This window comes from Mycoplasmopsis bovirhinis, assembly GCF_900660515.1.
GTDB lineage: Bacteria > Bacillota_I > Bacilli_A > Mycoplasmatales > Metamycoplasmataceae > Mycoplasmopsis > Mycoplasmopsis bovirhinis.
In genome coordinates, this window is record NZ_LR214972.1 from 194,136 (window position 1) to 208,118 (window position 13,983).

Here is a 13,983-nt window from a genome sequence, read left to right on the forward strand (position 1 = left end):
CTATTAATTTGTTGCATTTGGAATTATTACAAATTGTGTATAAGTACTTCCTTTTATATCATATGTAATAGTTAAAGTTCTAGAAGATTCATCATAAGTTGATTTAATAGTTTTATTATCTTTTCAACTTGGGTCTTGTGAATCTTTTATATAAAAAACGGCATTTTTGCCTTTTGATGAAGCAAGTGATAAAAATGGTGTTGGACGACTTTTAGTCTTTTTATACCATTGTAAGGTTAATTCTTTTTTGCTCTCTCATTTATTTTTATAAGTTTTGTTTGTTTTGTATTTTTCTAACATATCATCAAAAATTTTTCCAAAATTTTCCTCTGTACTTAAAACTAATAATCCTCCTTCTTGCCTGTTTTTTTGCTCATTTTCTTCTTCGTTTATTTGGTTTTCATTACTATTTTTTGAATTTTCTGAGACTGTATCGTTCGTTAAATTTTGAGTCTGGTTATTATCTTGATTGCTTTGAGAATTTGTATCATCTGTATTAGTTGTCTCTGAAGGATTTTGGTTTTTATCACCTTGTTGATTTGAATTAATTTCGCTAGAATTTGAGTTATCTGGTTGCCTAGCATCAATGTTTGAAGTTTGATCAGAATTACTTTTTTCCATTGTATTTTGTGAGTTAGTTTTAGTATTTGAATCTTCTTGGCTTAAAGATTCATTGTTTTGTTTTGAAGCACCTAATTCATAAGTATCGGTAGAATTTTTATTAGTGTTTTGATTTTGATTTGGATCTAAAGAATCTTTTTCTTCTTTATTGCTAGTTGGTTCTGATTCATTATTTGATGGATTTTTATTAATTTTAGCATTATCTTCAATCGTATTTTTTTCTTGGTTTTCCTGCCTTTGTTCTATAGGAATTGGTTCAGGTACAATAAACTTTTGTCTATATGTGTTACCTGATATTGTATAAGTAATATTTAGAGTTCTTGAACCTTCATCATAGCTAGAATCGAATTTTTGATCTTTTTTTCAGTTTGGATCAAATCCGTCATTAATATAGAAAATAGCGTTTTTACCACCTGAACCAGAAATTGATAAAAATGGTTTAGGTCTTTTAGTTGTTAGTACATATCATTGCATTGTTACAATTTTTCCTGTTTCGTATTTAGTTTTATTGGAATTTTTACTCTTATAGACATTAAGCATATCATCAAATATTTTTCCAAAATTTTGATCCGTATTATTTAAGATCAAAATCGCTTGATTTTGGGCATCTGATTCTTGATTTTTGCTTTCTTCAGTGGTTTGTTTTGCTTCCGAGTTTTCTAGCTGATTAGTATCAGTATTTTTATCTAAATCATCTTCATTTTTTGAAGAATCTATGTTTTGGTTGTTTGATTTAAATTCTTCAGTTTTATTATCTTCAGTAGTAGTGTTTTTATTTACTGGTTCATTTTTAGACTTTTCTTTATCTTGATCATTTAACTTATCTTGCTTAGAATTAAAAGTTTTTTGGTCATCTTCACTATTATTATCTTTTTTTTGATCTGAAGATTTATTTTTCTTATCTTCGCTAGAATTAATAGTTTTTTCTAATAATTCATTATGAGATTGATCTTCATTTTTATCTTCTTTGGGTTTTGTTATTACCAAAGTTTGACTAAAGAAATTAGAAGAATAATAATACTTATCATCTTTCTTAGTTGCTAGCTTATAATTTAAAATCAAGTTATTATTATTTATTTGGTAATTAAGTAAATAATTAGGTTCACCATCTAAGCTAGGATTTAGATGATTTACAATCATATAATCATCATCTAAATCTTCTGCTTTGATAATAGTATTATGATCATAATCTATGTCAGCATATTCAATTTCTTCATCTTTATCTCAAAAGATAATAACTTTTGAATAAGGGCTATAAGCTAATTTATATCCCTTATTGATTGAATCAAACAACCTTTTATTTTCGCTTGTTTTTAATATCTTATTATTTCTTTTACCATAATTATTTAATTTATTTTCTTGCTCAGTTTTAAGTTGTAATTGAACATTTAATACTGGCAGTGTTGGAGATGTTATAACACTACTTGATTTTTCTTTTGTGTTTTCTTGTTCATTATCTTCTTTTTGTAGTTTTGCACAACTAGATACAAACAAAGTTAAGGGAATTGTAACTAGGTTTAGTTTTAAAAATATTGCTTTAAGTTTTTTCACTGTATTTGGTCCTTTCATAAAATTCATCAAACCAATAATAACAGGTTGGATAATCAAAACAAAGAAAATAACTCCAAAAAATTTTGAAAGCTCTGGAATATTTCAGACTTATGAAAATTATCATAACATTATCATAAAATTAATTTTGTTTTCTTTTATTAATTACCTGCTTATTATATAATTAAAAAATTTTAAAAAGCCAAAGCTACTTGCTTTGGCTTATTTGTATTGTAAGCGATCTTGGTATTTTTCAGGTGATAAATCTTTAATAAATTCAGTTAATAAATCAATAGTAGCTTGAATATCTATTAGTGAAGCTACTCCAATTGGACTGTGTAGATATCTTTGTGGAATTGAAATAGTCATTACTGCTGCTCCGCCAGGAGCAAATTGTAATTCAGCTGCATCTGTACCACCGCCACCAGCTACGTATTTATATGCAGGAATATTATGTTTTTTTGATATTTCAAATAAGTATTTAATTAATTTAGGATCTGGTAAAGTACCACCATCTTTAACTAAAACACTTACACCATTTCCTAAAACTGGTGTACCTTCTTTAGCACCAGTTGTATCATGAGCAGCCCCAGTATCTAATGCAAAGGCTATATCTGGATTAATTATTTGCACAGCAGTTCTTGCTCCTCTTGTACCAACTTCTTCTTGAACGGTTCCTACTAAATATAAATCACAATCTAAATCAAGATCTGCAACATTATTAGCAATAAATTCAAGTGAAGTAACACCAGCTCTATTGTCCATAGCTTTTCCACCAACTAAATTATTAGCTAATTGCACAGTTTCACCAGTCATTAAAATCTGGTCTCCAATATTAATTTTATGCTCTTCCACTTCTTTTTTTGTTTTAAATCCTAAATCGACATATAGTTCATCATTAGTCATAGCAGCTTTATATTTCTCATTTGTAATAATATGAATACTTGTATGACCAAAAACTCCAACAAATTGTTGTTTAGTTTCAGAAGAAATAACAATGGCTTTCGTTCCGATAACAGTTGAAGGTCATATTCCTCCTATTGGTGTTACCATTAAATTACCATTATCTTTAATGCTTCTAACCATATAACCTACTTCGTCCATATGAGCTGCAATCATAACTTTTGGAGCATTAACTTTTTTTGATTTTTTATAAAAAATAACTGAACCAAGTTTATCGCGAGAAATTTCAAAACTTCCAACTTTAATACCGAGTTTTAAATTATCAACAATTGTTTCTTCAAAACGTGAAATTGCTGATAATTCCATATAATGTTTTAAACGTTCAAATAAATTTTGATATTTTTGATCCATATTCACCTCCTTTGGTTAAAATATCTAGTATATTTTAATATATTATTCAAAATAAATATTAAAAAAGAGCTGATTTAATCAGCTATTAATCATTTGGTGCCTTAGACAGGACTTGAACCTGCACGGATTGCTCCAGCGGATTTTGAGTCCGCAGCGTCTACCATTCCACCACTAAGGCATAAACTATATAGCAATTAATAATTGCTATATAAGCGCTTATAATTTTTTTGATTCTTAAAAAAGTAAGCTTCAAACAACTCATTATAATTATACCCTAACATTTCAAAACAACCTAATGCAATTTCAAAAGAAATTTGAATATTTTCTTTATTAGGTTGTTTTAAAATCTCGCTAATATTAATAAATAATTCCTTAAATTGCAAGTTTATGTCATTATATTCATTAATTTTAGGATTAAGAGTGTGTGGAACATCATTTTGGTAAGATAAACTGATGAAAAAATGCAATAAATCGACAAATTCTTCTAATACTTTTGTCTTCGAAATATTTTTATTTTGTTTCCAATATTTAAATGATTGGACTTCGTTAATAAACTCACTAGCTTCAACCATTAATGCTAATGTACGTTGCAAAGTAATTTCTTTCTTACTAAAATTTGGGCTTATTGATTCATGCTTTTTTTCAATCTTTTCGTCTAATTTTTTTTGCATTTCAAAGAGTTGAATTAAATTCATAATATTTAAATATTATATAATAAAATAATTTAAATTGTTAATAAATAATTAAGCTAGTTTGTTTAATTATTTATTAAATTTCTTTATCAGTTTTACCTATGCTTTGTTAACTACTTTTATATGACTTACATCTGTATCGCTTCCTTTTTGCCAAGAATTCTGTTATGAAAGCAAGTTGCTTTAATAAGTTAATCTTCACTTAATTCTAAATCCAGCTAGCATCATAAGTTTTTATAGTTTTTTAATTCTTTTTGCTTCTATGATTATATTTTAATTATAGAATTTTTGTTATTTTATTTGTTGAAAATTTCTTCCATGAATCTTACTAAAATCCCTTGATTTTTAATCATATTTAAAGTTTAAGTATTATCTTAATAAATAAAAACATCTAGCTATAGCTAGATATTTTATTGTTTTCTAATATATTATTCTTCAACAACTGTTGCAGTATCTTCTTCATTTGCTTCATTTTCACTTTGATTTGTAGCATTTTGTTGCGCTGCGTAGTTTGCAAAATTACGCATCATATTCTCTACTTCATCAAGTTTAGTTTTAAGAGCTGCAATATCTTTTTTATCTAATAAATCTTGAAGTTCTTTAAGAAGTTTTTCTGATTCTTCTTTAGATTTAGCATCAAGTTTATCTCCTTGTTCTTCATTTGCTTTTTTAATTTGAGCAATTAATGATTCAGCTCTTACGATTGTTTCCGCTTCTTCTTTACGTTTTTCATCAGCTTCTTTGTTAGCTTCTGCTTCTTTAATCATTCTTTGAATTTCTTCTTCTGATAATTTAGATGAATTTGAAATAGTTATTGTGGCATCCTTGTTAGTTTTTAAATCTTTAGCTGTTACAGTGGTAATACCATTTACATCAATTGAAAAGCTAACTTCAATTTGAGGCACTCCTCTGGGAGCAGGTTCAATTCCTCCAAGATTAAATTGTCCTAATAACTTATTATCTGAAGCCATTGGACGTTCACCTTGGACAACTCTAATAGTAACTTCTGATTGGTTATCTGCTGCTGTTGAGAAAACTTGTGATTTAGTTGCAGGTATTGTTGTATTTCTTGCAATTAAAGGTGTTGAAACTCCTCCCATTGTTTCAATCCCTAATGTTAAAGGTGTAACATCTAACAATAAGATATCATCAATATCTCCGGCTAAAACAGCTCCTTGAATTGCAGCTCCAATTGAAACAACTTCATCAGGATTAATTGAACGGTTAGGTTCTTTTCCTAAAGTTCTTTTTACCATGTCTTGTACTGCTGGCATTCTAGTTGATCCACCAACTAATAAAACTTCATGTAAGTCTCTTGCTGTAATTCCAGCTTCTTTTAAAGCATCTTCAATTGGTTTACGGGTACGGTCTAATAAATGAGCTGTCATTGTTTCAAATTCGCTACGTTTTAATTCTAATTCAACATTAACTGGTCCATTTTCAGTTACAGCTAAAAATGGTAAGTTAACTGTTGCAACAGCTTGGCTTGAAAGATCAATTTTAGCTTTTTCAGCAGCTTCTTTTAATCTTGCTTTTGCCATTTTATCATTAGAAGCATCAAAACTATATTGAGATTTAATTTTTGCTACTAATCATTTAACAATTTCATTATCTCAATCATCTCCACCAAGGTGGTTATCACCACTAGTTGAAAGAACTTCAAAAGTTCCATCTTCAAGTTCTAAAACTGAAACATCGAAAGTTCCCCCTCCAAGGTCATAAACTAAAACCTTCATTGATTTATCATTTTTTTCCAAACCAAAAGCTAAAGCTGCTGCTGTTGGTTCATTAATAATTCTTAAAACATCTAAACCTGCAATTTTACCTGCAATTTTAGTTGCTTCACGTTCTGCATTGTCAAAGTATGCTGGGACAGTAATAACTGCTTTAGTTACTTTTTGTCCTAATTTTGATTCAGCATATTCTTTCATATATGAAAGAATCATTGCTGAAATTTCTTCTGGTTTATAATCTTTGTTATTTGCACGTACTGTTTTGTCAGTACCCATTAATCTTTTAATTGAAGTAATGGTGTTTGGGTTTGTTTCAACTTGACGCTTTGCTACATCTCCAACAATTACTTCTGAGTTTTTAAAACTTACTACAGAAGGAGTTGTTCTTTTACCATTTGGGTTTTCCAATACAACTGGGTTTTTTCCTTCTGTAATTGATACAACTGAGTTTGTTGTACCTAAATCTATTCCTAATACGATTTCTTTTGCCATTTTATCTCCTAATTATAATTATATATTATGTATCTTTGATAAGTTGTTTCTTGCAACAACTGAAAATATTATAACACAAAATTTAGCAATCAAAGCATTTAATTGCTAAATTTTTTTGAAAGTAATACTGAGGCTGGTGTTATGACTCTTCCATTTAGTAAAAGTCCATATCTAACAACTCTTAAAATTTTATTTTCTGGATCGTTTGACTCTTTAAAATCAACTGCTTCTTGAGTGTTTGGATCAAAATCATCGTTTAAATTTGGGATAATTAATTCAATACCGTTGTTATTTAAAAGTTCTTCAAACTGCCTAGAAATAATATTAAAACCATAAATATAATTTTTTACTTCACTAGATTGTGAATTTTCACCAGCTTTGATAGCTGCGATAAAATTACTAAATGGAATTGCAAAATCTTGAGCAAAGCTTTGAATTGCATATTTTTTAGCTTCTTGCTTTTCAAAGTCAAATTTATTTTTATATTCTAAAGTGATTTCATTGATTTTATCTTGGGTTTTTTGACTAAATTCTTTAGCTTTTGTTTTGTATGTTTCATTTAAGTTAAATAATTCAACTTCTTTAAACATTAACTTTTTTTCTAATTCATCAAGTTTCTTTTTAAGTTCTTGAATATTTTCAAGTTTAGCTTCGCTTAAGCTAATATCTTCTAAAATAACAATAGCTTTCTTACCAGCTAAAGTATCAATTTCATAATTTTTAGGGAAAGATAATTTAATTTCTAAATTATCCTTAACTTTTCTTCCTTTTAAATAATCATCAAAATTTGGTAAATATTCATTATTACCAATAATGATTTCTTGTTCTTTAGTAAATTGAGTAATTTCTTGTCCATCAACTAATAATTTAAATTTTGCTTTTAAAGTGTCATTATGTTTTATTTTTAAATTAATCATTATTTTCCTCTTCATTATTTAGTTTTTTATAAAATGAATCAAGCACGTTAATTGCTGCTTTCATTGCATCAAAATCAGAATTAGTAGCGCCAACCGCTGAAATTTCAGTTATTTTTGAATTGTTCTCAATTCGTTTTGACATGAAAGTTCCAGAAGAATCAACAGTAATTTTAATATTTTGATCAGCATCAGCTGCATCTTGGATTTTTTCCCAAATAGAATTTTCTTCAATTAAATTTATCATTTTTGTTAAATCTTCTCGTTGAATTTGTTTGCTTAAAATAATATTATTCTTACCATAAATGCGTTTATTAACTTCTTGTTGTTTTAGATAAGTATTAAAAACTTGGTTGACTATTGAATCAATAATTGATTGATAATCATTCACTGATTCAGCTAATAAATCTTTGAGCAGTGAAACTTTTTCGGCTAGTTCTTTTAACTTACAATCTATTAATCTTTCTTTAAAGATTCTAAGTGCAATTTTTAAATCACTAATTAAAATCTTAGTCTCAAAAGTAATAATTTTTGAGAATACTTCTCCAGTTGAAATAACTAAAACAACTGTAGCTTTATTTAAATCTATTGGTACAATATCAATACTTTTAAGTAACGCATCTTTAGTTATTTCATTAGTCACTAAGGTAATACCAGCCATTTCAGTAATAATGTTGGCTGCTTCAGCAACTGTATGGTCTATGTCAATATGTTTTTGCATTAAAATCTTATCAACTTTTTCTTTCATCTTTTGATCTCAGCTGCGCGATAAATATTTAGCATAATAATCAAGCCCTAAAACTGTTGGAGTCCTACCACTTGAATTATGAGATTTTTTTAAATAACCAGATGCTTCTAATTCATTCATGATGTAGCGCACTTTAGCACTTGAACAGTTTAATTTTGAACCATATTTAGTAATTAAATATGAACTGCTAATTGGATTAGCTTCTTCGATATATAATGCAACAGTATACTTTAAAATTGGTTCAATTTTCTTACTTAGTTTTTGATGCATGCGACTATTATACCACAAGAAATAAAAAAATTAGCAATATTATTATAATCTTGCTAATTTTTAATTTTAGTATTTACCAGCTTTTCAGTCAGCTAATTCTTGATGAGTTGCTAAAACATAATGATCATCATTTACTTTAATTCACTCTGGTTGGTTTACTTCGTTATATTTATGCATATTTATATCATACACATAACCAATTAAACTTCCTTTTTTACCCTTAATTGATGGCACAGCATCTAGTAAACTTTTAGTATAAGGATGAAGTGAATTATTCATAATTTCTTCGGTTTTACCAACTTCCAATAATCTTCCTTTATTCATAACAGCAATACGGTCAGAAATATATTCAACCATGCGTAAGTCATGGGCTATAAATAAAATCGTTAAGTTGTACTTTTCTTTAAGCTCGTTAAAAATATTAACAACTTGAGCTTGAATTGAAACGTCTAATGCAGAAATAGGCTCATCCGCTACAAGAAGTTGTGGCCTTAAGACGACAGCACGTGAAATTCCGATCCGTTGTTGCTGCCCTCCTGAAAATTCAAGAGGATAACGTCTTAAAACTGATTCATCTAATCCAACTGAAATTAAGATATCACGAACTAATAATTTGCGAGATTCTTTTTCAGTTAAATTAGCCATTTGATCACGTTCTAATTTAAATCTTTCTAATACTTCAGTTGCTTGAGTTAATTTTTTATCTTTTAATTTAGTTAAAAATTTATTATATAAAGCCTCATAAGCATGAAATTCATCTAAATAAACATTTTTATTAAGTTCATCTAAATATTTACCAAATAATTCTTTATTTTGTTCTGTTGCTTCAATAACAGCATAAACTTCTTTTAAAGTATTTTGGTCAAAATTATAAAATAAAATTTCACGAGCATTTTTAGTATTAACTAAACCTTCAGAAACAATTGCTTCAACATTAGCATGAGGGTTTAATGAGTTAGCTGGATCTTGGAAGATCATTTGCACTTTATTAACTAAAAAGTTTTCAATTGCTTTTCATTCTTTTAAAGCCTTACCAAATTTTAACCCTCTAGTTAATTTTTTAGGCAAAACTTTGTCAAATAATTTAATTTCACCAAAACGGTATGGAACAAGACCAACTAATGTTTTACCAATTGTACTTTTTCCAGATCCAGATTCTCCTACAAGACCTAAAACTTCACCTTCATAAATATTTAAATTTAAGTCAGAAACAGCTTTAAAAGATTTTATTCCTTCACCATAAACAATATCAACGTTACGCAATGAAGCTAAAATTTTTTCGTTATGCTTAGGACTAAGCATATCTTCTACACCAGGAGTTTGGTATCTAATAGTTTTTATTTTACGAAACGGGAATTTAGTTTGGGTATATTCGACTTTAGTTCTTTCTAGTTTCATTTTTATCCAAATACTCCTTTCATATGTCTTGAATTAAATATGGTGCATAATATTTTTGAGCTTGCTCATCTAGTAAGGCAGATTTAACACGGTGAGTGTCAGAAATTCAGTAAAAATCAGGTTCGTCAATTAAATCTTTACCCATTGCATAGTCATTTCTAACTGCAAATGCATCACCAACGATTTTATTTAAATTAGAAGGCACACTTCCTCTAATTGTTGCAAGGCGGCTACCTTTATTAACATCAGGCATACTTGAGATTAATCCTCAAGTATATGGATGTTGTGGGTAACTTAAAATTTCATTTGCTGCTCCTTCTTCGATGATTTGACCAGCATACATAATTGAAATATAATCTGCAATAGAAGCTACAACTCCTAGATCATGGGTAATGAAAACAATAGCTAATTTTAGTTTTTCTTGCAATTCTTTAATAACGTCTAACACTAAAGCTTGAACTGTTGGGTCAAGCGCTGTTGTTGGCTCATCCATAACTAAGATCTTTGGTTCTAAAGCAACAATAGCTGCAATAACAACTCTTTGAATCATTCCACCCGACATTTCATGAGGGTATAATTTCATAACAGCTTCAGGGTCATTGATCTTAGTTAATTTTAAGAATTCAATAGCTCGTGTATAAGCTTCTTTTCTATTTTTAACAACTTTGTTTAAAAGCATCCCTTCCATGATTTGAGCCCCAACTTTCATAGTTGGATTTAAAGTTGACATTGGATTTTGGAAAACAGCTGAAACAACTCTACCACGGTAGTTGGATTTTTCTCAATCGTTAAAACTAAAATTTTCAACGTTATTATTATAAAGTTTAATTTCACCAGAATCAATTACTGCATTATCACCTGTTAAACCATAAAGTAACGAGGTAATAACTGACTTACCTGATCCTGATTCACCGATAATTGCATGTACTTTACCTTCATATACTTCTAATGATGGACCACGTAACACTTTATTTTTTTGTCCCGGAACAGCAGGGTTAGTAAATGATAAATGTATGTTTTTAATTTCAGCTGCAATTTTTAATTTTGAACCATCTGAAAATGTTTTATATTCGACATTTTTTGAAAAATTTTCAAAATTAAATTGATTTGTATTATTTTTGCTAAGCGATCTTTGTAAAATACTTAAATATGTTTCTTTGTGAGTATGTTGTCTAGCACACTGACAAGCATAAAATCTTCCAAAATATTTTTCCATTTTACAAATCTTTTTAAGTTTTTTTGTTTGTAAGAATGTTTCTTGCCTTTGCACTCTTAAAACTTCAGGTTTGTGGTAAAAGCCTTTTGGTCCATAATGTTCATCATTATCTTCATCAACTTGAATATTTTGTTGATCATTTTTAACTTCTTTAGAAGTTAGTTGTTCTATCACTAATTCACTCTGAATTTGCGCTTTTATTTCCTCTACCTTTGGTTTTGGGTTTGCTACAACTCTTTCTTGCTTAAAAATTCTAACTGGTTCTTCTTTTTGGTGTTTATATACTACATATTCTCTAATAGTTACGGGAGCTTTGGCTGTAGTTACCTCTGCTCCCTGCTTAAAAAGTTCGAACTCTTGTTCTAAATTCTTGTGTAATGAAACGAATTCAACTGTTGGATCACAATCTAATGAACAATCATGAACTGCTTGATTTTCTTCAATGGCAGGTTCTTGCTCAACTGCTGGTTCTATTTTAACCTCATAAGCAGGTTCTTCGGTTTCTTCATTAATTGGGCCTGTGTATAAATAATCTAAATCTTCTTCAGGTTGTTTTACAACTAATGGAAGAATTTTAATTGGTTCTTCGGTTTCTTCGTTAATTGGACCAGTGTAAATTTCTTGCTCTTCCACGATAGGTTCATCAATAACTTCTTCAACAGTAGGCTGTTCCTCAAACAGTGGTTCTGGTTCTGGTTCTGGTTCTGGTTCTGGTTCTGGTTCTGGTTCTGGTTCTGGTTCTGGTTCTGGTTCTGGTTCAATAAAAGGAGCAGGTTCCTCTTTGACCAAAATTGGTTCTGGTTGAATTTCCTCAATAATTTCTTCCTCAATTAAAGGTTCAGCTTCAACTACTGGCTCACTAGCTATAATTTCTAAAATTGCATCATCAAATTCATGAGATCTAGTTTTTTTCTTAGGTTTTTGAAAACGATATTTCTTAGAATATTTTTTCATTTCTTCTCCCTCTATCTTTGCCTTCTTAAGGCATCTTGGACACTAGCTCCTATAAGTTGGACACTAGTTGTAATTAATATTAATATAGTTGAAGGCACAAATACGTATCTTAAATATGCTGGGAATTGTTTTTGACCTTCTGAAATTAAGTTCCCCAGTGTTGAAGCATCATCAATTGCCAATCCTATGAAAGCAAGTGATGTTTCTGAAAGTACTACTCCAGGTATTGTAAATACTAATTGTGTAATTAAGATTGGTAAAATAACTGGAATGTAGTTAAATAAGATTTTAGTCATAGGGGTACCTAAAACCCTAGAAGCTGAAACTCATTCAAAGTGTTTTGCACGTTTTACTTGAGCTCTAATTTGGTTAGCCATTCCAGTTCATGAAGTTAACGATAAAGAAAGTGCGATAACTCAAAAACTAGGGCTAACAACAATAGTCATTAAAATTAAAATTAAAATTGTTGGTACAACTGAAATAATTTTAATAATAAAGGTAAAAACTTTATCAACCTTTTCAAATTGTCCCATCATAATACCAATAGCTAGTCCAATGATAACTTCAATAATTGTTACAACAATGGCTAAGGATAAAGAATATCTTAGTCCATGTCAAAGCCTGGCCCATAAATCTCTTCCTAAATGGTCAGTTCCTAATATATGATTAATACCATTAGTATCAGTAGTATTAAAAGTTAAATAACGATTATTAACATCAGTTGCTAAAGGCGCATGGGTAGTAAATGGAATTATTAGTGAAAGTAAAATTAAGCTTACTAATAATACAAATCCAAAGACTCCGGCAAAGTTTTTTGAATATCTGTAAACAAATTCCTTAAAAGGTTTTGCTTCAGCATTCATATGTTGATTGGTTGAAAAATCAATTGTCTTACCAATGATTTTTCAAGCTTGGTATTGGAATGGTGAAATTAAGGGGTTAGGTGCACTTGCTAAATTAGCAAGGTTTGTTTCACCTAAATCGTTACGATTTTTTAATTTAGATACATAAGTGCTAAATTTTTCACTTAAAGATTTTTTCTTATTAGGCACCAGACCCCCTTCTTCTTACCCTTGGATCAATTACTTCATATAAAATATCCCTTGTTGCATAAGATAAAATTGTAAGCAATGTAAACATCATAATTAAAAATAAAATAATATTGTAATCTTTAGTTTGAATTGCTTGTAATAATGTTGCTCCTGATCCAGGAATAAAGAAGATTTGTTCAATAAAAATACTTCCAATAAATGAACCAAAGATTACTGCTGGGAAAAATGTTGCAATTGGGAATAAAGCTGGTTTTAAAGCATGTTTTCACACAAACCTATTTTTTGATAAACCTTTTAAATATGCAAATTTTGCATGCACTGAATTAAGCTCACGGTTTAACTCGGTTCTAATATATTTAATATATACTATTATGCTACCAAGCGATAAAGCTAAAGCTGGTAAGATATATGTAATTATATTATTCTCATTAAAAATATATGGTAAACCTACTAATCTACCAATAAAAACTAAGACTAAGGCAAAGATAATTGAAGGGACACTTGAGAAAATACTTACTAAAACTGTAGAAATATTATCAACTCATCCACCTGGATTTTTTCCAACTCATATTCCAACTGAAATACCAATTATAACAGTAAGAACTACAGAAAAAATTCCAACTAAGAATGATTTATAAAATCTAATTCAAATAAAATCTTGAATCTCACGACCAGGGAATAAAGAAATCGAAATTCCGAATTCACCTTTAAAAAGTCCAGCAATGTAATTTAAATACCTTTGGAAAATAGGTAAATTTAAACCATATTTAGTTTCAATTGCTTTTCTAGCTGCCTCATCTAATCCAGCAGTTAATGAGTTAGATCCAGGAACAGCATTAATTAAGAAAAAGGTAATTGTAATAACAATTAAACCAATGATAAAAAATTCAATGATGATTTTGCTAAATCTAATTAATGATTTAGCAAAAGCAGAATTAAATGAAAATAATTTTTCAAATAAAGAATAATCATTGTTTCTTTTGCCTGCAAAATAAATTGGGTTTAAATCATTAACAACTTTATTAAACATA

At 28.9% G+C, this 13,983-nt stretch carries 10 protein-coding genes and 1 tRNA gene; all 11 read right to left on the minus strand.

What is annotated here, in order from left to right:
• Nucleotides 1-3: 3 nt before the first annotated feature.
• The 11 genes from EXC44_RS00780 to EXC44_RS00835 all read right to left on the minus strand — a co-directional run bounded on the left by EXC44_RS00780 (nucleotide 4) and on the right by EXC44_RS00835 (nucleotide 13,982).
• Nucleotides 4-2,190 (minus strand): hypothetical protein, encoded by a 2,187-nt coding sequence (locus EXC44_RS00780; protein ID WP_129621031.1) that lies wholly within the window; start codon nucleotides 2,188-2,190, stop codon nucleotides 4-6.
• A gap of 201 nt (nucleotides 2,191-2,391) precedes the next feature.
• Nucleotides 2,392-3,483, minus strand: a complete 1,092-nt coding sequence (locus EXC44_RS00785; RefSeq protein ID WP_129621033.1) for a M42 family peptidase — start codon at nucleotides 3,481-3,483, stop codon at nucleotides 2,392-2,394.
• Between the two features lie 94 nt (nucleotides 3,484-3,577).
• Nucleotides 3,578-3,661: transfer RNA gene (locus tag EXC44_RS00790), tRNA-Leu, on the minus strand.
• Nucleotides 3,662-3,677: 16 nt separating this feature from the next.
• Entirely contained in the window at nucleotides 3,678-4,178 is a 501-nt protein-coding gene (locus EXC44_RS00795; RefSeq protein WP_129621035.1) for a dUTP diphosphatase, read from the minus strand.
• 425 nt (nucleotides 4,179-4,603) lie between these two features.
• Complete coding sequence (gene dnaK / locus EXC44_RS00800; RefSeq protein WP_129621037.1) at nucleotides 4,604-6,400, minus strand: molecular chaperone DnaK; 1,797 nt, start codon at nucleotides 6,398-6,400, stop codon at nucleotides 4,604-4,606.
• Nucleotides 6,401-6,498: 98 nt separating this feature from the next.
• Complete coding sequence (gene grpE / locus EXC44_RS00805) at nucleotides 6,499-7,317, minus strand: nucleotide exchange factor GrpE (RefSeq protein WP_129621039.1); 819 nt, start codon at nucleotides 7,315-7,317, stop codon at nucleotides 6,499-6,501.
• Entirely contained in the window at nucleotides 7,310-8,332 is a 1,023-nt protein-coding gene (locus EXC44_RS00810; protein WP_099309303.1) for a heat-inducible transcriptional repressor HrcA, read from the minus strand. Before EXC44_RS00810 ends, grpE begins: the two co-directional genes overlap by 8 nt.
• Nucleotides 8,333-8,398: 66 nt before the next feature.
• On the minus strand, nucleotides 8,399-9,730 hold the full coding sequence (locus EXC44_RS00815) for an ABC transporter ATP-binding protein (RefSeq protein ID WP_129621041.1): 1,332 nt from the start codon (nucleotides 9,728-9,730) through the stop codon (nucleotides 8,399-8,401).
• Nucleotides 9,711-11,117, minus strand: a complete 1,407-nt coding sequence (locus EXC44_RS04085) for an ABC transporter ATP-binding protein (RefSeq protein ID WP_408634240.1) — start codon at nucleotides 11,115-11,117, stop codon at nucleotides 9,711-9,713. The genes EXC44_RS00815 and EXC44_RS04085 overlap by 20 nt, the downstream gene beginning before the upstream one ends.
• 794 nt (nucleotides 11,118-11,911) lie before the next feature.
• On the minus strand, nucleotides 11,912-12,898 hold the full coding sequence (locus EXC44_RS00830) for an ABC transporter permease (RefSeq protein ID WP_408634241.1): 987 nt from the start codon (nucleotides 12,896-12,898) through the stop codon (nucleotides 11,912-11,914).
• A gap of 46 nt (nucleotides 12,899-12,944) precedes the next feature.
• Nucleotides 12,945-13,982 (minus strand): ABC transporter permease, encoded by a 1,038-nt coding sequence (locus tag EXC44_RS00835; RefSeq protein WP_165001833.1) that lies wholly within the window; start codon nucleotides 13,980-13,982, stop codon nucleotides 12,945-12,947.
• Between the last annotated feature and the right edge of the window lies 1 nt (nucleotide 13,983).